General features: G+C 73.5%; 17 protein-coding genes. 5 read left to right on the forward strand and 12 right to left on the reverse strand.

Annotated features, from left to right (window positions below; translation table 11 throughout):
* The 6 genes from OHL10_RS08465 to OHL10_RS08490 form a co-directional block, all read right to left on the reverse strand.
* Window positions 1-1,580: N-acyl-D-amino-acid deacylase family protein (locus OHL10_RS08465; RefSeq protein ID WP_265521766.1), on the reverse strand; the 1,580-nt coding region annotated here is incomplete at its 3' end.
* Between the two features lie 82 nt (window positions 1,581-1,662).
* Entirely contained in the window at window positions 1,663-2,664 is a 1,002-nt protein-coding gene (locus OHL10_RS08470; protein ID WP_265521767.1) for a serine hydrolase domain-containing protein, read from the reverse strand.
* Window positions 2,661-3,569, reverse strand: a complete 909-nt coding sequence (locus OHL10_RS08475) for a carbohydrate ABC transporter permease (protein ID WP_265521768.1) — start codon at window positions 3,567-3,569, stop codon at window positions 2,661-2,663. Before OHL10_RS08475 ends, OHL10_RS08470 begins: the two co-directional genes overlap by 4 nt.
* Complete coding sequence (locus tag OHL10_RS08480) at window positions 3,569-4,525, reverse strand: carbohydrate ABC transporter permease (RefSeq protein WP_265521769.1); 957 nt, start codon at window positions 4,523-4,525, stop codon at window positions 3,569-3,571. The genes OHL10_RS08475 and OHL10_RS08480 overlap by 1 nt, the downstream gene beginning before the upstream one ends.
* A gap of 70 nt (window positions 4,526-4,595) precedes the next feature.
* On the reverse strand, window positions 4,596-5,882 hold the full coding sequence (locus OHL10_RS08485) for an ABC transporter substrate-binding protein (protein ID WP_265521770.1): 1,287 nt from the start codon (window positions 5,880-5,882) through the stop codon (window positions 4,596-4,598).
* On the reverse strand, window positions 5,879-6,814 hold the full coding sequence (locus OHL10_RS08490; protein ID WP_265521771.1) for an N-acetylmuramic acid 6-phosphate etherase: 936 nt from the start codon (window positions 6,812-6,814) through the stop codon (window positions 5,879-5,881). The genes OHL10_RS08485 and OHL10_RS08490 overlap by 4 nt, the downstream gene beginning before the upstream one ends.
* Before the next feature lie 118 nt (window positions 6,815-6,932).
* Here OHL10_RS08490 and OHL10_RS08495 point away from each other — a divergent pair, with 118 nt between their 5' ends.
* The gene (locus OHL10_RS08495; protein ID WP_265521772.1) at window positions 6,933-8,105 is read left to right on the forward strand and encodes an exo-beta-N-acetylmuramidase NamZ family protein; all 1,173 of its coding nucleotides are present in this window, start codon (window positions 6,933-6,935) and stop codon (window positions 8,103-8,105) included.
* Window positions 8,106-8,132: 27 nt separating this feature from the next.
* Here the strand turns inward: OHL10_RS08495 and OHL10_RS08500 are convergent, their stop codons facing one another.
* A complete protein-coding gene (locus OHL10_RS08500; protein ID WP_265521773.1) occupies window positions 8,133-9,878 on the reverse strand; it encodes a beta-N-acetylhexosaminidase in 1,746 nt (581 codons plus the stop codon).
* Window positions 9,879-10,043: 165 nt separating this feature from the next.
* On the opposite strand from OHL10_RS08500, the gene OHL10_RS08505 reads away from it, so the two are divergent.
* From OHL10_RS08505 to OHL10_RS08515, 3 genes are all read left to right on the forward strand, one after another.
* Window positions 10,044-11,225 carry a ferrochelatase gene (locus tag OHL10_RS08505; RefSeq protein WP_265521774.1) on the forward strand — a complete coding sequence of 394 codons (1,182 nt, stop codon included), beginning with the start codon at window positions 10,044-10,046 and terminating at the stop codon, window positions 11,223-11,225.
* 184 nt (window positions 11,226-11,409) lie between these two features.
* Window positions 11,410-12,201: a hydrogen peroxide-dependent heme synthase gene (hemQ, locus tag OHL10_RS08510; protein ID WP_425498979.1), complete on the forward strand. Its 792-nt coding sequence runs from the start codon at window positions 11,410-11,412 to the stop codon at window positions 12,199-12,201.
* Window positions 12,202-12,247: 46 nt separating this feature from the next.
* On the forward strand, window positions 12,248-13,078 hold the full coding sequence (locus tag OHL10_RS08515; protein WP_265521776.1) for a tryptophan-rich sensory protein: 831 nt from the start codon (window positions 12,248-12,250) through the stop codon (window positions 13,076-13,078).
* Window positions 13,079-13,114: 36 nt separating this feature from the next.
* Here OHL10_RS08515 and OHL10_RS08520 read toward each other — a convergent pair whose 3' ends face one another.
* The 3 genes from OHL10_RS08520 to OHL10_RS08530 form a co-directional block, all read right to left on the reverse strand.
* Window positions 13,115-14,437: a Glu/Leu/Phe/Val family dehydrogenase gene (locus tag OHL10_RS08520; protein ID WP_425498980.1), complete on the reverse strand. Its 1,323-nt coding sequence runs from the start codon at window positions 14,435-14,437 to the stop codon at window positions 13,115-13,117.
* Window positions 14,438-14,582: 145 nt separating this feature from the next.
* Window positions 14,583-15,362, reverse strand: a complete 780-nt coding sequence (locus OHL10_RS08525; protein ID WP_265521777.1) for an aldo/keto reductase — start codon at window positions 15,360-15,362, stop codon at window positions 14,583-14,585.
* Window positions 15,363-15,417: 55 nt separating this feature from the next.
* Entirely contained in the window at window positions 15,418-16,179 is a 762-nt protein-coding gene (locus OHL10_RS08530; RefSeq protein WP_265521778.1) for a helix-turn-helix domain-containing protein, read from the reverse strand.
* A 52-nt stretch (window positions 16,180-16,231) separates the two neighbouring features.
* Between OHL10_RS08530 and OHL10_RS08535 the strand changes: the two genes are divergently transcribed.
* Window positions 16,232-19,693: a bifunctional proline dehydrogenase/L-glutamate gamma-semialdehyde dehydrogenase gene (locus OHL10_RS08535; RefSeq protein ID WP_265521779.1), complete on the forward strand. Its 3,462-nt coding sequence runs from the start codon at window positions 16,232-16,234 to the stop codon at window positions 19,691-19,693.
* 148 nt (window positions 19,694-19,841) lie between these two features.
* Here the strand turns inward: OHL10_RS08535 and OHL10_RS08540 are convergent, their stop codons facing one another.
* Both OHL10_RS08540 and OHL10_RS08545 read right to left on the reverse strand, forming a co-directional pair.
* Window positions 19,842-20,858, reverse strand: a complete 1,017-nt coding sequence (locus tag OHL10_RS08540) for a LacI family DNA-binding transcriptional regulator (RefSeq protein WP_265521780.1) — start codon at window positions 20,856-20,858, stop codon at window positions 19,842-19,844.
* 56 nt (window positions 20,859-20,914) lie between these two features.
* Window positions 20,915-22,444, reverse strand: a complete 1,530-nt coding sequence (locus OHL10_RS08545) for a glycoside hydrolase family 1 protein (protein ID WP_265521781.1) — start codon at window positions 22,442-22,444, stop codon at window positions 20,915-20,917.
* Window positions 22,445-22,487: the final 43 nt, after the last annotated feature.

The following is a 22,487-nucleotide window of genomic DNA, read 5'->3' on the forward strand; positions in this document are numbered from 1 at the left end:
GGGCGGCCGGGGGCGGCGCCCGTGAGGGCGCCGTCAGCCAGGACCCGGAGGCCTGCCACGAGGACGTCGTCGATGCCTGACGCCGGGCGGCGCGGGGCCTCGTACGTCGCCTCGTCCTGGACGCGGTCGGGGTCGACGAGCACGACGTCGGCCGCGGCGCCCGGGCGCAGGACCCCGCGGTCGGCCAGGCCGAACCGTCGGGCGGCCGACGCGGAGAGGTGCTGCTCGGCCTCGTGCCAGGTCCAGTCGCCGAGCGTGCGCACGTGCTCGGCGAGGAAGCGGGCGAAGGCCCCCCAGCCGCGCGGGTGCGGGCGCCCGCCGGCGACGGGCTGGTAGATGGCGTCGGAGCCGCCCATCTGCGCCGGGTGGCGCAGCAGCGTGCGCACCGACTCGGCGGAGTTGGTCGGCGGCTGGGCGAACACGCAGCTCGCCCGCAGCCGGGTCGCGACGAGGATCCGGACCGCGGCGTCGGTGGGGGTGGTGCCCAGGCGGGCTGCGACGTCGGGCAGGGTCATCCCCTCCGCCCACGCGAGCTCGCCGGGCGTCTCGGTCGGCACCGCGGCGAGCGTCACGCGCGCCCAGAGGTCGGCGAGACCCGGGAAGTGCTCGCGGTGCAGCCGGGCGAGGACGGCCGGGTCGCTGAGCGCGGCGAGCGTCGCGTCCGGCTCGGCGATCGGGAGCCACGTCGGCAGCGCGACCATCGACAGGATCGAGCAGCCGCGCAGGTAGGGGTAGGAGTCGAACGTGACGTCGAGCCCGCACGCGCGCGCCTCGTCGACGTAGCCCGCGAGCTCCGCGGCGGGACCGTGGTAGTGCGAGACGTGGGTCGCGACGCCCGACGCCCGGGCCACGCGCACGAGCTCCGCGAACGCCGGTCCGGCCTTCTCCTCGTACCCACGCATGTGGCTCACGTGCGGCAGGGAGCGCTCGGCGACCACGCGGGCGAGCGTGACGAGCTCGGTCTCGTCGGCGTACGCGGCCGGGACGTACTCCAGGCCCGTCGACAGCCCGACGGCGCCGTCGTCGAGCGCGGCACGCAGGAGCGCCGTCATCGCGTCGAGCTCGGCCGGCGTCGCGGGACGGGCCTCGGTGCCCACCACCGCGTGCCGCAGCGTGCCGTGCGGCACGAGGTAGGCGACGTTGACCGGCGTCGTGCCGACGTACCCGGCGAGGAGGTCGGCCACCGACCCGCCGCGGAAGGTCGGGTGCTCGCCGTTGATCGCGGTGAAGTAGTCGCTCGCCCAGCGGGCGGTCGCGGGCGACGACGGCGCCCAGGAGACACCGTCCTGGCCGACGACGATGCTCGTCACCCCCTGGCGCAGCATCGCGAGCTGCACCTCGGGCTCGAGGACCGCGGCCTCGCCGTGGACGTGCGCGTCGACGAAGCCCGGGAGCGCGAGCCGGCCGTCGGCGTCGAGGACGTCGGCGCCGTCGGGGATCGCCGTCGACCCGCCCGACGGTGCGATCTCGGCGATACGGCCGTCCGCCACGACGAGGTCGAGAGGGCCGCTGGTCCTGCCGTCCGGCAGCGGGCGCCGTGCGCCGCGGATCGTGAGCGGTCGCTGGTCGGGGATGCGCACTGTCCGGCTCCGTCGTGTCGGTCGTGTCGGGTCGTGTCAGACGAGCGGCGGGATTAGTACGGACTCCTGCCTTCGATCGATCCTACGGGGAGATGCACCCGGCGAGCGCGCGGCGCTCGTCGTCGACGCCCGTGCCGTCGCGCCCGCCGTGCACACGGTTCGTCAGGAGCACCGCGTACCCACCCGTCGACAGGTCGACGACGAACGACGTCCCCGTGAAGCCGGTGTGCCCGACCTGGTCGCCGGTCACCGACATCGTCGGGCACCCGCGGCGCAGACCCAGGGCCTGGCCGTACGGCGCGCCCGCGCGCACCGCGACCGGGTCCGGCGTCACGAGCTCGTGCCACCGGGCCTCCGAGACGACGTGCCGACCGCCGAACGCCCCCCGGCGGCGCACGACCTCCGCGAGGCGGGCCACGTCGTCGAGCGTGCCGAACAGGCCGGCGTTCCCGACCGGTCGGGCGAGCGCGGCCGCGAGCTCGTCGTGGACGTGCCCCGTCGGGGTGCCAGGCTCCGTCGCGACGACCTCTCCGGGGGCCGCGTTCGGCACGCGCACCGGGCCCCAGGACAGTCCGGCCGCGCCGAGGGGTACGGCGACCCGGTCCAGCACGACCCGGTCGAGCGAGGTCGACGTGACCTCCTCGACGAGCAGGCCGAGCAGCACGAAGCCCAGGCAGGAGTAGAGGTGCATCTGTCCTGGCTCGGTCTCGGGCGCCGTGCCCAGCACGTCGTCGAGCACCCCCGCAGGCGTGGCGGCGGTCCGCCACGCGACGGACGAGGCTCGCAGCCCGGCGGTGTGGGTGAGCAGGTGCCGCGCGCTCGCGCCGGTCCGGGTCGCGGGGACGTCGAGGCGCTCGCGGACGGGCGCGTCGAGGTCGAGAAGGCCGTCATCGACCAGCGTGAGCACCGTGAGGGCCGTGAAGACCTTCGTGAGCGACGCGAGGTCGAACCGGGAGCGGCTCGTCACCGGCTCTACCTGCGCGCCCGCCCGCACCCGCGCGGTGGTGCCCACCAGGCGGCGACGCGAGGCGGCGTCGGTCCGCACGAGGCTGGACGCGGCGGACCAGCCGCCACCTGACGTCACTTGCTCATGCCCGACGTCAGACCGGAGATGATCTGGCGTGTGGCGAGCAGGAAGACGACGACCAGGGGCAGCGTCGCGATCGTCAGGCCGGCGAAGAGCTGTGGCCAGTCGGTCGAGTACTCCCCGAAGAACCGGGTCAGGCCCACGGGCAGGGTGTAGCTGTCGCGGTCCCGCATGAGGATCAACGGGTAGAAGAAGTCGTTCCACACGGGGACGAAGCGGAACACGACGACGGTCGCGAGCGCGGGGCGCACGAGCGGGACCATGATCGACCAGAAGGCGCGGAACGGTCCGGCGCCGTCGAGGCGCGCCGCCTCCTCCAGCTCCTGCGGGAGCTGGCGGAAGAACACGGCGAGCACGAACGTCGAGAACGGGATCCCCAGGGCCGTGTAGACGAGGATCAGGCTGACGATGTTGCTCGTCATCCCGAGCTGGTCGAGCATGAAGAACAGCGGCAGGACCGCGAGGTGCACCGGCAGCATGAGTCCGGCGAGGAACAGGCCTTCGATCGAGCGCAGCCCGCGTACGCGGGTGCGGGCGAACGCGTAGGCGGCCATGAGCGAGACGAACGTCGAGAGCGCGACCGACGTGACCGTCACGACGATCGAGTTCGTGAAGTACGTGTCGAACGACGCCGTGACCCAGGCCTCTTGGAAGGAGGTGAACGAGATCGGGAAGGGCAGGCCGAGAGGCTCGGCCGCGATCTGCTGCTGGGTGCGCAGCGCGTTGTTCACCATGAGGACGAGCGGCCCGACCGCGACGACCGCGTACCCCCACAGCAGGACGTTGACGAGGAGGCGCGGCATCCAGTGACCGCTCTGCTTGGTGCGGGTCCGACGGCGGTCCCCGCCCGGCTCGGGCGGACGCACCGGTGCGGTGGACGGTGAGGTGTCGACGACGGTCATCAGGACAGCCTCCGCTCGGCTCGACGCATCACGCGGGTGATCCCGACGGAGATGCCGAGGATGAACAGGAAGAGGACGGTGGCGAGCGCGGACGAGACACCGATCGAGTTGGGGTTGCCCGACTCGAACGCGGTCCGGTAGAAGAGCAGCATCATGACGTCGGTCGATCCGGCCGGGCTGCCGCTCGACCCGCCGAGCGCGAACGGGATCGCCATCGCCTCCATGGCACCGATGAAGGTGAGCACGGTGACGATGCCCATCGTGGGCACGAGCATGGGCAGCGTGATGTAGCGCAGCCGGGTGAGCGCCGTCGCGCCGTCGAGCGACGCGGCTTCGTCGAGCTCGACCGGGATGCCGCCGATCGCCGCACCGTAGAGCAGGATCGGGAAGCCGATCCACTGCCAGCCCGAGACCAGGACGACCATCCAGATCGCGAGCGCCGGGTCGCCCAACCAGGGCAGCGCGAGGCTCTCGAGCCCGACCCCGCGCAGGATCGCGTTCACCGGCCCGAACAGGGGCGAGAGCATGAGCGACCACAGGTAGCCGATGACCATCGGGCTCACCAGGTACGGCAGGGTGAACATCGTCTGGAACAGTCGCTTGGTGCGCTGACGGCGGTGGAGCAGGAGGGCGATCCCGAGACCGAGGGAGTTCTGGAAGACGAACGCGCCCGCGAAGAGGAGCAGGTTGTGGGAGAACCCCCGCCACAGCTGGTCCGCGTACGGCTGCTGCGTGAGCAGCGTGACGTAGTTCGCGAAGCCGACGAAGCCGTCCCGTGCCGTGCCCTGCCAGCCGTAGAACGAGTAGCTGAGGGCGGCACCCATCGGGTACATGATGAGCACCGCGAACAGCACGAGCGCGGGCATGATGAAGGCGAGGCTCGGGACGAGCCCGAGCTGGATGCCCGTGTTGCGTGGGGGGCGACGCCGCGCGGTGCGCGGGACCGTGATGGCCATCGTCTCTCCGTCCGGTCCGGGTCGGGTGGCCCCGCGCAGGGGCCACCCGACGGTCAGGGTGTGGTGCGGCTCAGGCGCCGGGGGTGAACCATGTCGAGATCCCGCTCTGCAGGTCCTCCGCGAGCTGGTCGGCGGACTTCTGGCCGAGCCACATGGCCTGGATGTCCGGGCCGAGCACGGCGGTTCCCGCGGGGTCGCCGTAGCGGAAGTCGACGAGCAGGAGGTACGGCACGGCGTTGGTGAGGTAGGTGTCGTTCATCTCCTGCATGAGCGCGTCGCCGTAGGTGACGCCCGCCAGCGGCGAGAACTGCAGCACCTCGTCGGCCACGAGCTGGCCGAACTCGGTCGTCGTCATCCAGTTCAGCAGCGCGGCCGCCTCGTCCTGGTGCGCGCTCGCCGCATTGATCCCGAAGCTGCCGTCGGCGTAGGACGGTGTCACGGCCTCGTCGAGCGGCGAGCCCGGCGCCGGCGGCACCTGGTAGACGCCGAGGTTCATGTCGGGTGCGGAGTCGCGGATGGTCTTGAGGTCGAACGAGCCGCCGGGCCACTGCGCGGCCTGGCCGGACGTGAACTGCAGGGTCGCGTCGGCGACCGCGACGGCCGTGACGTCCTTGTCCAGGTACTGCTTCATGTCCTCGACGATCTCGAGCGACGCGACGTAGTCGGGGTCCGTGAAGTCGGTGCTGCCGTCCTGCACGGCGGCGGCGAAGTCCGCGCCGCCGTAGCGGGCGGACCCCACGAGGTCGTGGAACATCGGCAGGACCCAGTCCTCCCGGGCGCCGAGCGCCATGGGGGTGATGTCGGCGTCGAGCAGGATCTCCTGGACGTCGACGAACTCGTCCCAGGTCGTCGGCTCGGAGAGCCCGAGCTCGTCGAACAGGTCCGCGTCGTAGTACATCGTCATGGTCTGGTAGGCGAACGGCACACCGTAGGTCGCGCCGTCCGCGCGGCCCTGGGCGGCCTGCAGGATGGTCGGGTCGTACGCGTCGAGCCCGTCCACGACGTCGTCGATCGGCACGAGCTGGCCGGCGTCGATCGGCGCCTGCGCACCGCCGTACGCGCGGATCATGGCGACGTCGGGACCGTCGCGGCCTGCGAGCCCCGTCGAGAGCAGCTGGTTGTACTCCGTCGCCTGGAAGCCCTCGAACTCGATCGTCACCCCGGGGTTCGCCTCCTCGTAGACGTCGAACACCCGCTCCCAGTCACCGGCGTTCTGCGCCTGCCAGGACCAGATGGTCAGGGTGACGTCCTCGCCGTCGGCCCCCTGCGGTGTGTCGGAGCTTCCGCCGGGTGCGCAGGCTGCCAGGGCGAGGGTCGTGGCGAGCGCCGCGGCGCCGGCCTGGTAGGGCTTTCTCATCGGTGGTCCTTTCGGGGGGAGGTGTGCGGGGTGGTGCGTACTGGGCCGAGGGCGGCGCGGACGTCGAGATCGGTGCGGCGCAGGCGCTCGCGGGCCTCGTGCGGGTCGACGACCGCGAGGACGGAGACGAGCGCGGTGCGCAGGTCCCCGTCGCACGCGCGCAGCGTGTCCTCGGCGCGCTCCTCGTCGAGGCCGGTGAGCGTGGTGAGGATGCGCACCGTGCGCTGGTGCAGTTTCTCGTTGGTGTCGAGGAGCGCGACCATGAGGTTGTCGTAGACGCGCCCGCGACGTGTCATCAACGCGGTCGAGAAGCCGTTGAGGACGAGCTTGGCGGCTGTGCCTGCCTTGAGCCGGGTGGAGCCCGTGAGGATCTCCGGCCCCGTGTCCGGGGCGACGAGGACGTCGGCCAGCGCGGCGAGCGGTGTATCGGGGTTGCTCGTGACCAGGGCGGTCGTGGCCCCGGCCCGTCGCGCGGCGTCGAGCGCTCCGCGGACGTACGGCGTCGTGCCCGAGGCGGTGACGCCGATGGCGAGGTCGTGCTCGGTGAGGTCGGCGGCGTCGGCGGCGCCTGCCTCCGCGCTGTCCTCGGCGCCCTCGACGGCGTCGACGACGGCACGCTGCCCGCCGGCGATGCGCGCGACCACCCGTCCGGGTTCGAGCGCGAAGGTGGGCAGGAGCTCTGCGGCGTCGAGGACGGCGAGCCGCCCGGAGGTCCCGGCGCCGAGGTAGACGACCTTGCCGTCGGCGTCGAGCGACGCCACCGCGAGGTCGACGAGCCGTGCGATCGCGGGGAGCGTGGCGCGCACGGCACCCGCCACCTCGGCGTCGGCGTCGTTGAGGAGGGTGAGGACGTCGAGGGTCTGCCGGGCGTCGAGCCCGCTCGAGGCAGGGCTCCGGGTCTCGGTGCGGGACAGCGTCGGGGGTGGCTCCACGGGTGGTGCTCCGTCCGGTCGGGTCGTCGTCGACGTCGATGCTGACAAATTTCTACACGAAGGGCTAGACCTGTGGCAAACTTTTACACACCCGAAACAGCGCGACGAGCGGAGAAGCATGCGAGCTGGTGTCGACCGACTTCTGACACGCGACCCGGACGGCGTCGGGGACCTCCTGCGCGGCAGGCTCGGCTTCCTGACCAACGACCTGGCGACGACCCGAGACCTTGAGGTCTCCCGCGTAGCGCTGCACCGGGCCGGCCTGCAGGTCGTGCGCTACCTCAGTCCGGAGCACGGACTCAGCGGCCGTGCCCGCGAGGGCGAGCACGTCGCCGGGGGCACCGACCGCACGACCGGCCTGCCCGTCGTCAGCCTCTACGGCGACCACGTCCGCCCGGACGGCACCGACCTGGCGGGGCTCGACGCCGTCGTCGTCGACCTGCCGGACGTCGGCGCGCGGTTCTACACCTACGTCTGGACCCTGAGCCACGTCCTCGAGGCGTGCGCCGAGCACGACGTCGCCGTCATCGTCCTCGACCGACCCAACCCGCTCGGCGGCTCGATGGAGCACGTCGAGGGGCCCGTGCTGGACGAGGACTGCCACTCGCTCGTCGGCCGCTGGTCGATGCCCCTTCGGCACAGCCTGACGATCGGAGAGCTCACCAGGCACTGGGCACGCACCCGCGGCATCGACGTCGACCTGCGGGTGGTGCGCGTCGAGGGGTGGGAGCGTACGACGACGGCGTTGTCGACCCCGACCTGGCCGTGGGTGCCGCCGTCACCCAACATGCCGAGCCCGACGACGGCCCTGCTCTACCCCGGCACGTGCCTCGTGGAGGGGGTGAACCTCTCGGAGGGACGCTCCACCGCGGTGCCGTTCCGTGCCCTCGGCGCGCCGTGGATCGACGGCGAGGACCTCGCCGACGCGTTCGCCGCGCTCGACCTGCCGGGCGTGCGGGCCGTGCCGTACGGCTTCACCCCGCTCGTGCGGGACTGGGCCCACCAGCCCTGCGAGGGAGTCCTGCTCCACGTCACCGACGTCGAGGCCTTCCGCCCGGTGCGGACCGGTGTCGCGCTGCTACGGACCGTCGCGCTGCTGCACCCGGGCCTGCTCGCGGAGACCGAGCAGCGCGGGCTCCAGCCCGGCGAGTCCGACGCGACGCCGCTCGAGCGGCTGTTCGGCCGCCGCGGCGCGTTCGACGCGATCACCGGCGGCGCGTGGGACGCGCCCGGAGCGCTCGACGTCCCCGGCTGGCAGGAGACGACCGCCGAGGACCTGCTCTACCGCTGATCCCCGAAGGTCGGTGTCACGGTTGTGTCACGGTTGCGCACCGTCGTCACGACCGTCCACCCAGCCGCCCACGCCGGCCCACCCGCCCGCGGCGGTCTCGGCCGCGAGGTCGCGCGGGAAGCCCTGGGCGCCCGGGCGGGTCTGCCACGGGTGCGGGCCGTCGAGCGGCCGGTGCTCGACACCTGCCGCCGACAGTCGCGGCAGGTGGTCGCGCTCGAGACGGCCGAGGAACTCCCGCGACGTCGGCGAGCCGGGGGAGCGGTCGGTGGCCGGCGACCACACCGCCTCGGCGAACGCCGCGAGGCGGGGGTAGGTCGCGTAGTCGACGCGGCGCGGGGAGTCGAGGTGCTCGGTCCACACCGCCGCCTGGGCGCCGAGGAGCCGCCCCGTCGTCGTGCCCGTGCCCAGCGTCTCGGCGAGCGCGCCCGCGGGCATCGGCTCGAACGCGTAGACGTCCTCGACCGTGCGCAGGAACCCGACCGGCACCGGCTCGTCCGCGCCGTCCCCCGCACGGTGGTCGAGGTAGACGACCTGCTCGGGCGACATGACGACGTCGTGCCCGGCGGCGAGCGCACGGGCGCCGACGGCGTAGCCGCGCCAGGAGGTCACGGCGACGTCGGTCGGCAGCTGCGGGCCGAACGCCTCGTCCCAGACGATCGCTCGGCGGCCGGCGGCGCGCACGTGCTCGGCCAGGCGGGCGAGGAACCAGCCGTGCAGCCCGGTGACGTCCGCGAGACCGAGGTCCTGGGCGCGCGCGACGATCTCCGGCTGCTCGCGCCACAGGGTCGCCGGGACCTCGTCGCCCCCGAGCGCGATCCACGGTGAGTCGAAGACGTCGAGCACCTCGTCGAGCACGTGGCGGAAGAACGCGAGGGAGTCCTCCGACGGGTCGAGGACCTCGGTGCTCACGCCCCAGGTGGTGCGGACCTCGTGAGGGGTCTTGCGCGTGCCGAGCTCGGGGTAGGCGGCGACCGCGGCCTCGACGTGGCCGGGGACGTCGATCTCCGGGACGATCGTCACGCCACGCTCCCGGGCGTGCGCCACGATCTCCCGGAGGTCGTCGCGGGTGTACGACCCGCCGTGGGGCCGGCCGTCGAGAACTCCCGATCGCCACGTGCCCACGTTCGACTCGCGCCGCCACCCGCCCGTGGTCGTGAGCCGCGGGTAGCGCTCGACCGGCATGCGCCACCCCTGGTCGTCGGTCAGGTGGAGCTGGACGACGTTGAGCTTGTGCGCCGCCGCGAGGTCGACGAACCGCATCACCTCGCGCGGTGGCATGAAGTGCCGGGCCACGTCGAGGAGCACCCCGCGCCACACGAACCGCGGGTGGTCGGTGATCGTCACGTGCGCCAGGTTCACACCGGTGATGTCCGGGGCGGTCGGGGCGGCGCGGTAGGCCTGCGGGCCGGCGAGCTGGCGCAGCGTCTGGGCGGCGGCGTGCGCGCCCGCCGCGTCGGCCGCCTCGACGCGCACGCCGTCCCCGTCCACCGTGAGGCGGTAGCCGCCGGCGGGGAGGTCCGGCCCGACGGCGAACGTCACGTCCGCGGGCGCCTCGGGTACCCCGTGCAGGTCGATCCCGAAGGCGGACTCGGTGGTGCGGCGCCACCACCGGGCGGCCGCGGCGAGCTCGGGGTGCGCGCTCACGCGCACGCCCGTGCGCAGGGTGAGCATGCCCGGCACGGTGCCCGGCGCGGCGGATGCGCCGGATGCGCCGGGTGTGCCGATGGCGACCACGCTGACGGGTGCGGGCAGGAGTCCGGCGGCGGTGTGCATCGGTCGAGCCTATAGGCAGGAGTGCTCACGAATCACGCGGAGAGCGCACCGGGGGCCGTCGTCCGCGGACGCCGAGCGGATCTGACGTGGTGTCTGGTCAATGTCACGTGGTGGCCGACCGCTCCGGGGCGCGACCTCCCAGCGGCGGGTGTCATGATGCTGGACATGCCCTCGTTCTCCCCCCAGGACGCCGCCACCACCGCCCCCCAGGCCTCGTCCGCCGCCGACTCGCTCCCGTACGACGCTCTCCTGCTGTACTCGTTCGGCGGGCCGAACAAGCCCGAGGACGTCGTGCCCTTCCTCCGCAACGTGACCGCGGGCAAGGGCATCCCCGACTCGCGCCTCGAGGAGGTCGGCGAGCACTACTACGGGTTCGGCGGGAAGAGCCCCATCAACGGGCAGAACCTCGCGCTCAAGGCCGCCCTCGAGGCGGAGCTCGCGCGTCGCGGCATCGCGCTGCCCGTCGTGTGGGGCAACCGCAACTGGGAGCCGTACACCACCGACGCGATCGACGAGCTCGAGGCGCTCGGCGCGCAGCGCGCGGTCGCGCTCGTGACCTCCGCCTTCTCGTCCTACTCCGGCTGCCGGCAGTACCGCGAGGACCTCGCCGTGACGCTCGAGAAGCGCGGCCAGCTCGACGGCACCGGCTCGACCGGGGTGCAGTTCGACAAGATCCGCTCGTACTTCAACCACCCCGGGTTCGCCCGGGCGAACATCGACGCCGTGCTCGACGGCTACGCGGCGCTGGCCGACAAGGGTGGGGACGGCGCCGCGGCACGGCTCGTGTTCGTCACGCACTCCATCCCGGACACCATGGAGGCGGCGTCGCGCATCGCGCAGGCGACGTACTCCGAGCAGCACCTCGATCTGGCCCGCGTCGTCGCCGCGGAGGTCTCGCAGCGGCTGGGGCACGACGTCGCGTGGGACCTCGCGTACTGCTCGCGCTCCGGCCCGCCGAGCCAGCCCTGGCTCGAGCCGGACGTGAACGACCACCTCGAGGCGCTGGCGGCCGAGGGCGTGCGCGACGTCGTGCTGTCGCCGATCGGTTTCATCTCGGACCACATGGAGGTCGCCTACGACCTCGACACGGAGGCGCTGGCGACCGCGGACGGGCTCGGCATGACCGCGGTCCGCGCGGGTACCGTGAGCACGCGCGAGCCGTTCGTGCGCGGTCTCGTCGACCTCCTGCTGGAGCGCGCGGCGATGGCGCGCGGCGACGACGTCGAGCAGGCGACGGTCGGCACGCTGCCGCCGTTCCGCTCCGTCTGCGCACCGGGTTGCTGCCTGCGCCGCGACGGCGAGCCGAGCGGCGTCCCGGCCCTGTGCAGCGAGTCCCTGACCAGCTGAGACACCAGAGCGCTGTGGGCGGGATCGTGGGGGGGGGGACGGGGCCGCGGTCCCCCCCCCACCCCCCCCCCCCCCCCGGGCCCGGTCCCGCGTGTCCCGGACCCCCGGAGCCACCAGAGCGCTGGGGGCGGGATCGTGGCGGGAATCCGTGGCCGGATTCCCGCCACGATCCCGCCCACAGCGGATGAGCGAGGAGAGAACCGTGAGTGAGACCACCAGCCAGAGCCATGTGCACGGCGACACCGGCGCGGCCGTCGACACCGAGAGCATCAACGCGACGATCCGGTACACGATGTGGTCGGTGTTCTCGCTGACGGAGACGCTCCCCGAGGACGCCGACGAGCGGGCGTCACTCGTGCGCGAGGCCGAGGGCCTCGTGGGTGGCGGGCCGGACCAGGGCGTCGACCCGGCCCAGGCCGACGGCGACCTCGTCCTGCGCGGCTGGTACGACGTCGGCGGGCTGCGCTCGGACGCCGACCTCATGGTCTGGTTCCACGGGCCGAGCATCGAGGCCGTCCAGGGCGCCTACCAGCGGCTGCGGGCGAGCGACCTCGGGCGTGCGCTGGAGCCGGTGTGGTCCGTCGCTGCGATGCACCGCCCCGCCGAGTTCAACCGCGGGCACGTGCCGGCGTTCCTCGCGGGCGAGAAGCCGCGCGACTACATCTGCGTGTACCCGTTCGTGCGCTCCTACGACTGGTACCTCCTGCCCGAGGCCGAGCGCCGCACGATGCTGCGCGACCACGGCGTCGCAGCCGCCGGGTACAAGGACGTGCGGGCAAACACCGTCTCGGCGTTCGCGCTGGGCGACTACGAGTGGATCCTCGCGTTCGAGGCCGACGAGCTGCACCGCATCGTCGACCTCATGCGCGACCTCCGGGACACCGAGGCCCGCCGCCACGTGCGCGAGGAGGTGCCGTTCTTCACCGGCCCGCGCACCACGCTCCTCGACTGGGCAGGTCGACAGCCCCTCGCCTGACCTGCTCCAAGATGCTCAGCATGCTGAGTGATGCCATCGTGGAGTCATGACGACCGCAGCCGCCTCCCCGTCCGTGTCCACCTCGCCGACGTCGTCCGACCGTGTGCGCCAGGTCGTCGTCCTCGTCGGCTCGCTCGTCGCCGCCGGTGCCGCGGCCTACGGCGCCGGCGCGTTCGGCGGGACGGCCGTCGAGCGCACGTCCGGCGGCGCGCTGTCGGCCGACGCGACGCCCGTGGCCCCCGACAACCCGGCCTTCCGCATCTGGTCGGTGATCTACCTCGGGCTCTTCGTCCTCGCCGTCTACCAGGCGCTGCCGCGCCACGCCACCAGGCCTCGCCTGCGCGCCACCTCCTGGTGGGTGCTCGCGTCGATGGTCCTCAACGCGGCGTGGATCGGCGTCGTGCAGGCGGGGTGGCTCGCGGCGAGCGTCGTCGTGATCGCCGCGCTGCTGGTGGTCCTCGCGGTGATCGTGGTGCGGCTCGTGCGGTCCACGCCGGACAGCACCGTCCAGGGGGTCGTCCTCGACGGCACCGTCGGGCTCTACACGGGCTGGGTGAGCGTGGCGACGCTCGCGAACGTCGCCGCGACCCTGACCGACGCCGGTGCGGGCGGGCTCGGCCTCGGCGCGACCGGCTGGGGCGCGGTGCTCGTCGTGCTCGCAGCGGCGCTGTCGGTCGCGTGGGCCACGTTCACCGCCCGACGCCGCGCGCTCGCCCTCGGCATCGGGCTCGCCATGGCCTGGGGTCTCGCGTGGATCGCAGTCGGCCGGTTCCAGGGCCCGCTCGTCGACGAGACGGTGGCCTGGTTCGCCGTGGCAGCCTCGGCGGTCGCGCTCGTCGCCCCGGTGGTCACGACGCTGCGTGCCCACCGGGGCTAGAGCCGGTGCGGACGGGTCAGGGGCCGCCCGGGCCGGTCAGGGGTAGAGACCGCGGATCTGGTGGGCCTCCGCGACGCGCTTGACACCGATCACGAGGGCCGCGTCCCGCAGGCTCAGCTCCTCGCGCCGCGCGAGCGCGGCCACGTCCGCGTACGCCGAGAGCATGCGCAGCTCGAGCTTCTCGCCGATCTCCTGCGCGGTCCACCAGTACGCCTGGTTGGCCTGGACCCACTCGAAGTACGACACGACGACGCCGCCGGCGTTCGCGAGGACGTCCGGCACGACCGTCACGCCCTTCTTGGCGAGGATCCGGTCCCCACCGGCCGTCGTCGGGCCGTTGGCGCCCTCCACGACCCAGCGTGCCTGGACCGCGTCCGCCGTGATCTCGTCGAGGACGCCCTCGACCGCGGCGGGGACCAGGACGTCGACGTCCAGCGCGAGGAGGGAGGTGTTGTCGATCGGTTCGCCGCGCTCGAAGCCGACGACGGAGCCGGTCGCGTCGACGTGCTCGAACAGCGACCGGATGTCGAGCCCGTCGGGGTCGTGCACCCCGCCGTGCTGGTCGCTCACGGCGACGACGCGCGCCCCTTCGCCGGCGAAGATCGCGGCCGCGTGCGAGCCGACCTTGCCGAAGCCCTGCACGGCGACGCTGACGTCCCGCAGCTCGACCCCGGCGTCGGCCAGCGCCGCCTTCGTCGTGTGCACGACGCCCGACGACGTCGCGGTCGCCCGCCCCAGCGAGCCGCCCACGGGGATGGGCTTGCCGGTCACGACGGCAGGGATGGTGTACCCCTGGTTGACGGAGTAGGTGTCCATGACCCACGCCATCGTCTGCTCGTTCGTGCCCATGTCCGGGGCCATGATGTCCCGCTCGGGCCCGATCACGGGCATGATCTCCGAGGTGTAGCGACGCGTGACGCGCTCGAGCTCGGCCTGCGAGTAGCCCGTCGGGTCGATCGAGACACCACCCTTCGCGCCGCCGTAGGGCAGGTCGACGATGGCGCACTTCCACGTCATCCACATCGCCAGCGCACGCACCTCGTCGACGTCGACGCTCGGGTGGTAGCGCAACCCGCCCTTGCCCGGTCCGCGCGAGACGTTGTGCTGGACACGGAAACCGTGGAAGAGCTCGATCTTGCCGTCGTCGCGCCGCAGCGGCACGGAGACGTTGATCTCGCGCCGCGGCGTCCCCAGCATCTCGTGCAGGCCGTCGTCGTACCCGAGGATCTCGACCGCGGTCGCGAGCTGGCTGCGGGCGGTCGTGATCGCCGACCCGGCGCCAGGCTGCTGCCGGGTCGGCGGGTGGTCGGGCGCCTCTGGCGGGGTGGCTCCCGTGTGGGGCTCGGACGTCGTCGTCACTGGTCCTCCGGATGTGAGGTGGGTGGCCGCTCGGGGTGGTGCGGCAGCGTTCGAGCCCAACCTACCGCCGCCTGCCACCCCGCGTCCGCCCGACGCCGCGTCGGGTCCCCGTCCGGTTCGCCGTTCCGGGACCCGACCGGCGTCGTCAGTCGGCGAGCGCGTCGACCTGGGCGAGCTGCTCGGCGTCCAGCGTGAACCCGGCGACGTCGAAGTTCGCCTCGATCCGTTCGGGGGTGACCGACTTCGGGATCACGACGAACCCGTGGTCGATGTGCCAGCGCAGCACCACCTGGGCCGGCGTGACGCCGTGCGCCTCGGCGACGTCGCGCAGCACGGGGGAGTCGAGGTCGGTCCGCTTGAACGGCGAGTACCCCTCGAGCACGACGCCGCGCCGGGCCAGCTCGCCCGCGAGCCGCTGGTCGTAGTCCGCCGGGCTCCACGGGATCTGGTCCACCGCCGGCGTCTGGCCGGTCTGCTCGGAGAGGATGTCGACCTGCTCGACCGAGTAGTTGCTCACCCCGACCGAGCGGACGAGGCCCTCGTCGCGCAGCGTGAGGAACTGCTCCCAGACCCACGGGGAGGCCTCCTTGTTCGGCGGCCAGTGGATGAGCCACAGGTCGACGTAGTCGGTGCCGAGGTCGCGCAGCGACGCCTCGAGCGTCGCCCGCTCGCGGCCCGCGGCGTCGGGCGGGAGCTTCGTCGTGACGAACACGTCGCTGCGCGCCACGCCCGACTCGGCGAGCGCACGACCGACCTGGTCCTCGTTGCCGTAGCCGGTCGCGGTGTCGACGTGGCGGTAGCCGACGTCGAGCGCGTGCCGTACCGAGCGGTACGCGTCGTCGCCCTCCGACTGCCACGTGCCGAGGCCCAGCAGCGGCATGTCGCCGCCGGGCAGGGGGACGGTGGGGATGGGTGTCGGTGTCATCCGTCCAGTCTCCCTGCGACCGGCCCGGGTCGCACGGCGGTGTGCTGGGCGACCGTCAGCGACGGGCGCGGCGGCGGAACGACGACGGCGTCTGGCCGGTGAGCCGGGCGAAGGTGCGCGTGAACGACGGCTGGTCGTAGAACCCGCACGCCGACGCGACGTCGGCGATGCTGCGCTCGTCCGCGGCGAGGAGCTGCGCGGCCCGGTCGACCCGGGTGCGCAGGACGAGCTGGCGGGGGCTCAGCGAGTACACGCGCCGGACGCGGCGGTCGAGCACGGACGGGGTGCAGCCGGCGAGCTCGGCGAGCCGGGCGAGCGGCAGCGGTTCGTCCAGCCGCGCGGCCACCTCGGCGACGAGGCGGGACATCGAGTCCATGGTCGCGTCGTCGGCCTCGCCCGCCCGCAGGTCCTGCGAGACGCTCACCAGCCCGACGACGACGCCCGCGGCGTCGTGCACGGGGAGCTTGGAGGTGAGGAACCACCCCGACGTCCCGCCGAGGCGACGGATGTGCTCGAGCTCGCCGCGCAGCGCGGTGCCGCTCGCCAGCACCTCGCCGTCCTGCTGCTCGTAGCGCTCGGCGAGCTGCGGCACGAAGAGGTCCGCCGCGCGCCGACCGACCACGGCGCGGCGCGAGCGCTCGTTCGTCCGGGCGACGAAGACCCGGTTGACGAGGACGTACCGCCCGGTCGTGTCCTTCGCGCAGAACATCGTCGACGACAGCTCGTCCATGAGGTCGACCATCGCGGGGCTCAGGGCGGCGAGCAGCGCCTCGGCCTCGGGCCAGGCGCGCGGCGGATTGTCGTGAACAGGTGTCATCTCAGCCCGGATCGTACAAGACAGGCCTGCGCCGAGGAGGCACGCTGGACTGATGAGCAACGACGCAGCGCAGCGGTCACGAGCCGCCGCCACCGTGCAGCCCGAGTCCCTCGTCGAGGACGCCGTCGCCCTCGCCGAGGCCTGGATCTCCGGCGCCGCGGGCGGTGGCGACTCGGCTACCGACGCGCGGGAGCGCCGCACGGCCGAACGCCTCGGCGCGCTCGTCGCGGACCCGGCCGGGCTCGAGCTCGCCGTGCGGTTCGTCGACGACGTCGCCCGCCCCCACGACGTCCAGGTCGCCGCGCGCGAGCTCACGCGGCTCGGTGCGACCGCCGGCCGCGCCCAGGGGTTCCTCGGCCCCGTCGACCGCACGCTCCTGCAGGTCGGCGCCCGCGCGGCGGCGCTCCTGCCGAGGGTCGTCGTGCCCGCCGCCCGGATCCGGCTGCGTCAGCTCGTGGGCCACCTCGTGGCCGACGCCGGTCCCGGCCTCGGCCGCCACCTCGCCCGCACCCGCGGCGAGGGCTACGCGCTCAACGTCAACCTGCTCGGCGAGGCCGTGCTCGGGGAGGACGAGGCGCGGGCCCGGCTCGAGCGCACGATCGCGCTCGTGCGACGCCCCGACGTGGACTACGTGTCGGTGAAGGTCTCGTCGGTCGCGTCCCAGCTCGTCACGTGGGACCTCGAGGGGTCGCGCGATCGCGTCGTCGAGCGCCTCCTGCCGCTGTACCGCGCCGCGCGCGACCACGGGGTGTTCCTCAACCTCGACATGGAGGAGTACCGCGACCTCGCGCTGACGACCGAGGTCTTCCGTGCGGTCCTCGGGCGCGAGGAGTTCCACGGGCTCGAGGCGGGCATCGTCCTGCAGGCCTACCTGCCCGACGCGCTGGGGGCCTTCGACGAGCTCGCGGAGTTCGCCGGCGCCCGGGTCGCCCGCGGCGGCGCACCGATCAAGGTGCGCCTCGTCAAGGGCGCGAACCTCGCGATGGAGAAGGTCGAGGCCGAGCTGCACGGCTGGGAGCAGGCGCCGTACGCGACCAAGCCGGACGTCGACGCGAACTACGTGCGCGTCGTCGACCATGCGCTGCGCCGCCCCGTCGCGGACGCCGTCCGCATCGGCGTCGCGAGCCACAACCTCTACCACGTGGCGCTCGCGATCCTGCTGGCCCGGGCCCGCGGTGTGAGCGACGCGCTCGACGTCGAGATGCTTCAGGGCATGGCGCCCGCCGAGGCGCGGGCCGTGCGCGACGAGGTCGCCAAGGACGGCGGCCGGGTCGTGCTCTACACGCCCGTGGTCGCCCGCGAGGACTTCGACGTCGCGATCTCCTACCTCGTGCGGCGCCTGGAGGAGAATGCGGCGGAGCAGAACTTCCTGCACGCCATGTTCGCCCCGGCCGAGCAGGAGGCCTCCGGAAGCGGCGCGATGGGACGTCAGGAGGCCGCGTTCCGCGCATCGGTCGCCCACGGGGTCCACTACCAGGCCGAGGACGTGACGCCGCGGCGCCGCCCGCGCGCCGCCGTCGGCCCGGGTACTGCGCCCCCGTGCGGTCCCGGGACCTTCGAGAACGTCGCCGACACCGACCCGGCCGTCGCCGCGCACCGCGCCTGGGCGCTCGCGGTCACCGGCCCGGACTCCGGGTTCGTCCCGGTCCGCACGCCCGAGCTCACCCGGACGGCCGAGGTGGACGACGTCGTGGCCCGCGCCGGGCGCGCCGCCGCGGCCTGGTCGCAGGTGCCGCCGGCGGCGCGCGCCCGGGCGCTGCGCGCCGTGGCCGTGCGGCTCGAGGAGGCGCGCACCGACCTCGTGGCCGCCATGGTGCACGAGCCCGGCAAGACCGTCGCCGAGGCGGACCCCGAGGTGAGCGAGGCGATCGACTTCGCGAGCTACTACGCACGCTCCGCGGAGCAGCTCGACGAGGTCCCCGGCGCGCGGTTCACGCCCGACGGCGTCACGCTCGTCACGCCGCCGTGGAACTTCCCCGTCGCGATCCCCGTCGGGGGAGTGCTCGCGGCGCTCGCCGCGGGCTCCGCGGTGATCGCGAAGCCCGCCCCGCCCACCCCGCGCTGCCTCGAGGTCGCGGTCGAGGCGATCCACGCCGGCCTCGCGGACGCCGTCGCGGACGGGGCGTTCGACGCGGAGCTGGCCCGCGACGTCGTGCAGTACGTCCGGGTGCCCGACGACGAGCTCGGCACCCACCTCGTCACGCACGACGGCGTCGCGCGCGTCGTGCTGACCGGCGCCATCGAGACCGCACGGCTGTTCGCCGGGTGGAAGCCGCGACGCCCGGTGCTCGCCGAGACGTCGGGCAAGAACGCGCTCGTCGTCACGCCGTCGGCCGACCTCGACCTCGCCGTCGCGGACGTCGTGCGCTCGGCGTTCGGTCACGCCGGGCAGAAGTGCTCGGCGGCCTCCCTGCTGATCCTCGTCGGGTCGGTCGGCGACCCCCGCACCGAGACGGGGCGCCGGTTCCGCCGCCAGCTCGTCGACGCGGTGCGCTCGCTCGCCGTCGGGGCGTCGACCGACATCTCGACGACGATGGGCCCGCTCACCGAGGTCCCGAGCGACAAGCTCGAGCGGGCGCTCACGACGCTCGACCCCGGCGAGCGCTGGCTCGTCGAGCCGCGGCTGCTGGACGGTGGTGACGGGTCGGCCGGTCTCGCCGGACGGCTGTGGACGCCCGGCCTCAAGGAGGGCGTCGCGCCGGGGTCGTTCTTCCACCTCACCGAGTGCTTCGGGCCCGTCCTGGGCGTGATGACCGCCGCGACGCTCGACGAGGCCCTCGACCTGCAGAACGCCGTGGCGTTCGGTCTCACTGGCGGGATCCACAGCCTCGACGACGACGAGGTCGCGACGTGGCTCGAACGCGTCCAGGTCGGCAACGCGTACGTCAACCGGCACATCACGGGCGCGATCGTGCAGCGGCAGTCGTTCGGCGGGTGGAAGGCGTCGGCGGTCGGCCCGGGCGCCAAGGCGGGCGGGCCGAGCTACGTGGCCCAGCTCGGCCGCTGGTCCGACGGCGACGACGTCCCCTCCCGTGCGGACGACCCCGCGGCGTGGCTCGCGTGGGCCCAGGCCGACGACGCCCGCGTGTGGGCGCGGGAGCTCGGCGTCGAGCACGACCCGTCCGGACTGCACGCCGAGGCGAACGTGTTCCGCTACCGTCCCGTCCATTCGCTCACCGTGCGCGTCGGCGACGGGGCGGAGCCCGTCGAGGTCGAGCGGGTGCGCGCCGCCGCCCGGACGGCGGGGGTGCCGGTCGTCGTCGTGCCCGTCGAGGGTCCTGGTGGCCTCGGGCACGAGGAGTTCGCGCAGCGCGTCGCGTCGGGGGACGTGACGGGCCGCGTCCGTGTCCTCGGCGGGGCACCCGGCCTGCACGAGGCCGCCGCCGGGCGGGTCGGCGAGGTGACGCTGCTGGACCACCCCGTCGTGGCCAGCGGGCGCCGTGAGCTGCTCACGGTGCTCCACGAGCAGGCCGTGAGCCGCACCCTGCACCGCTTCGGCCACGTCTCCCGCTGACCTCACGAGGTAGAACCTCCGTGCGCGAGAGAGAACTCTCGTGCGCGCGATAGAACCCCTGTGCGCGAGGTAGAACGCCAGTCGACGACTGGCGTTCTACCTCGGCGACAGGGGTTCTACCTGGGCTGGGCTGGGTGGGGGGTGGGGGTCAGACCGAGGCGCCGTCGATGAGCCGGGGCGCGAAGATGCGTGGGCGGACGGGCACGACGTGGCCCGCGACCAGGTCGAGGAGGAGGTCCGTCGCCGTCTTGACCATCTCCACGACAGGGTTCTGGACCGTCGTCAGCGCCGGGCTCGTGGAGGCGGCGACACCGAGGTTGTCGAAGCCCACGACGGCGACGTCGCCCGGCACGGAGCGGCCGTGCGCGGTCAGCACGCGCAGCGCGCCCTCCGCCATGAGGTCCGACGCCGCGAACACCGCGTCCAGGTCGGGGTGCTCGGCGAGCAGCCGCTCCATGGCTGCGGCACCGCCCGCCACCGCGAAGTCGCCCGCGGCGACCGCGTCCGTCGCCAGCCCCGCGGCCCGCAGCGCCTGACGCCACCCGGTGAGCCGGTCCACACCGGCCGTCATGTCCTGCGGTCCCGTGATCGTCGCGATGCGGCGACGACCGGCGTCGACGAGGCGCTGCGTGGCGATGCGCCCGCCCTCGACGTTGTCGACGTCGACGTAGACGAGGTCCGCGGTCGACGCGAACGGTCGACCGACGAACACCGCCGGCAGCCTGCTCGCCAGCAGCGCCTCCTCGAGGTCGTCCTCCCGGTGGTGGGAGGCGACGATCGCGCCGTCGACGTGCCCGCTGCGCAGGTACCGCACGATCCGGTTGACGGGCTCGTCGGGACGGGCGAACAGCAGCACGAGCTGTAGGTCCGTCCCGGCGAGCGCGGCGCTCACACCCCGCATCGCCCCCGCGAGGAACGGGTCGGTGAGGATCCGCTCGTCGGGCTCGGGGACGACGAGGGCGATCGAGTCCGTCCGTCGCGTGACGAGCGAGCGCGCCGCCCGGTTGGGGGTGTACCCCAGCTGGGCGACGGCCGCGTCGACAGCGGCCTGGGCCTCGGGAGAGACCCGCAGGCCGCCGTTGATCGCCCGCGACGCGGTGGACCGCGAGACGCCCGCGGTCTGGGCGACCTCGTCCAGCGTGGGTGCGGTGCTCGGGGTGCTCATATCCTCAGTATCCTGCCTGGACACCACGTCGTGCCCGTCGATGTGGCGGTGAGCCCTTACGGGCGCTGCGGGACCGCGTTCTCCCGCGCCACCTGCGCGAACCACTCCCCGCTGGCCTTCACGGTGCGCTCCTGCGTCTCGTAGTCGACCCGGACGATACCGAAGCGCTTGCTGTAGCCGAGCGCCCACTCGAAGTTGTCGAGCAGGGACCACGCGAGGTAGCCGCGCACGTCGGCGCCGTCGTCGATCGCGTCCTTGACGGCGCGCAGGTGCGCGTCGAGGAACGCGAGCCGGTCCTGGTCGTCGATCGAGCCGTCCGGTGCGACGACGTCGGGGTAGGCGGCGCCGTTCTCCGTGATGTAGAGCGCGACGCCCCGCGGGCCCGTGTAGTCGGCCTGCAGACGGTTGAGCAGCCGCGTCATGCCCTCCGGCTGGACCTCCCAGCCCATGTCGGTGCGCGGCAGCCCGCGGGAGTGGGCGTGCACGCCGTCCGCGGCGGGGTAGGGCGACGACGTCGTCCGGACCGGCGCGCCGTCCGTCTCCTCGCGCACACCCTCGGGTCGGGTGCCGCCGGCGTCGTCTCCCGCGGGCTCCCCGGCGTCGCTGGTGGCGGCGACCTGCGGGTGCGCGGAGACGGCACCGCCGTTGTAGTAGTTGACCCCCAGGGTGTCGATCGGGGTGGAGATGATCTCCAGGTCGCCGTCCTTGACGTGGTCGAGCAGCCCGTACGGCTCGACGTCCGCGAGGACGTCCGCCGGGTACTCGCCGCGCAGCACGGGGTCGAGGAAGATCCGGTTGAACTGTCCGTCGATCCGGCGGGCGGCGTCGACGTCGGCCGGGTCGGCCGGGTCGACGGGGTCGGACACCGTGAAGTTCAGCGTCAGCCCCAGGTTGGCCTCCGGGGCGCGCGAGCGCAGCTCGCGCACCGCCAGGCCGTGGCCGAGGAGCAGGTGGTGCGCCGCGGCGAGACCCTTCTCCTTGGACTGGTGGCCCGGGGCGTGCGCCCCGCTCGTGTAGCCGAGGAAGGCCGAGCACCACGGTTCGTTGAGCGTCGTCCAGACCCCGACGCGGTCGCCCAGGGCGTCGTGCATCGTCACGGCGTACTCGGCGAACAAGTACGCGGTGTCCCGGTCGGTCCACCCGCCCTTGTCCTCGAGGGCCTGCGGCAGGTCCCAGTGGTACAGCGTGAGCCAGGGCATGACGTCGTTCGCCAGCAGCTCGTCGACGAGCCGCGAGTAGAAGTCGAGACCCTTGGCGTTGACCGGACCGCCGTCGGGCCGCACACGCGCCCACGAGGTGGAGAAGCGGTAGGTGTCCAGGTTCAGCCGACGCATGAGGGCGACGTCGTCCGCGTACCGGTGGTAGTGGTCGCACGCGACCTCGCCGTCGTCGCCGTTCAGGACGGCGCCCGGGACGCGGGCGAACGCGTCCCAGACGGAGTCGGTGCGGCCGTCGGTGTGCGCGGCGCCCTCGACCTGGTAGGCGGCCGTGGCGGCGCCCCAGCGGAACCCGTCCGGGAAGGCGACCCGGCCGGTGGCGTTCTGGGGCTTGGGCTCCAGCGGGCTGGAGGGGACGAAGATGCTCATGACTCGTTCGGTCCTTCGGTAGTGCTCGTGGTGGTCGACCGGT

Source organism: Oerskovia flava, assembly GCF_026163685.1.
In the GTDB taxonomy this organism is placed as follows: domain Bacteria; phylum Actinomycetota; class Actinomycetes; order Actinomycetales; family Cellulomonadaceae; genus Oerskovia_A; species Oerskovia_A flava.

Coding starts and splice junctions, on each gene's coding strand:
- OHL10_RS08475 (WP_265521768.1), bottom strand. CDS start 3,569: ATGACCGTCGTCGACACCTCACCGTCCACCGCACCGGTGCGTCCGCCC.
- OHL10_RS08480 (WP_265521769.1), bottom strand. CDS start 4,525: ATGGCCATCACGGTCCCGCGCACCGCGCGGCGTCGCCCCCCACGCAAC.
- OHL10_RS08485 (WP_265521770.1), bottom strand. CDS start 5,882: ATGAGAAAGCCCTACCAGGCCGGCGCCGCGGCGCTCGCCACGACCCTC.
- OHL10_RS08495 (WP_265521772.1), top strand. CDS start 6,933: ATGCGAGCTGGTGTCGACCGACTTCTGACACGCGACCCGGACGGCGTC.
- OHL10_RS08500 (WP_265521773.1), bottom strand. CDS start 9,878: ATGCACACCGCCGCCGGACTCCTGCCCGCACCCGTCAGCGTGGTCGCC.
- OHL10_RS08505 (WP_265521774.1), top strand. CDS start 10,044: ATGCCCTCGTTCTCCCCCCAGGACGCCGCCACCACCGCCCCCCAGGCC.
- hemQ (WP_425498979.1), top strand. CDS start 11,410: ATGAGCGAGGAGAGAACCGTGAGTGAGACCACCAGCCAGAGCCATGTG.
- OHL10_RS08515 (WP_265521776.1), top strand. CDS start 12,248: ATGACGACCGCAGCCGCCTCCCCGTCCGTGTCCACCTCGCCGACGTCG.
- OHL10_RS08525 (WP_265521777.1), bottom strand. CDS start 15,362: ATGACACCGACACCCATCCCCACCGTCCCCCTGCCCGGCGGCGACATG.
- OHL10_RS08530 (WP_265521778.1), bottom strand. CDS start 16,179: ATGACACCTGTTCACGACAATCCGCCGCGCGCCTGGCCCGAGGCCGAG.
- OHL10_RS08535 (WP_265521779.1), top strand. CDS start 16,232: ATGAGCAACGACGCAGCGCAGCGGTCACGAGCCGCCGCCACCGTGCAG.
- OHL10_RS08540 (WP_265521780.1), bottom strand. CDS start 20,858: ATGAGCACCCCGAGCACCGCACCCACGCTGGACGAGGTCGCCCAGACC.
- OHL10_RS08545 (WP_265521781.1), bottom strand. CDS start 22,444: ATGAGCATCTTCGTCCCCTCCAGCCCGCTGGAGCCCAAGCCCCAGAAC.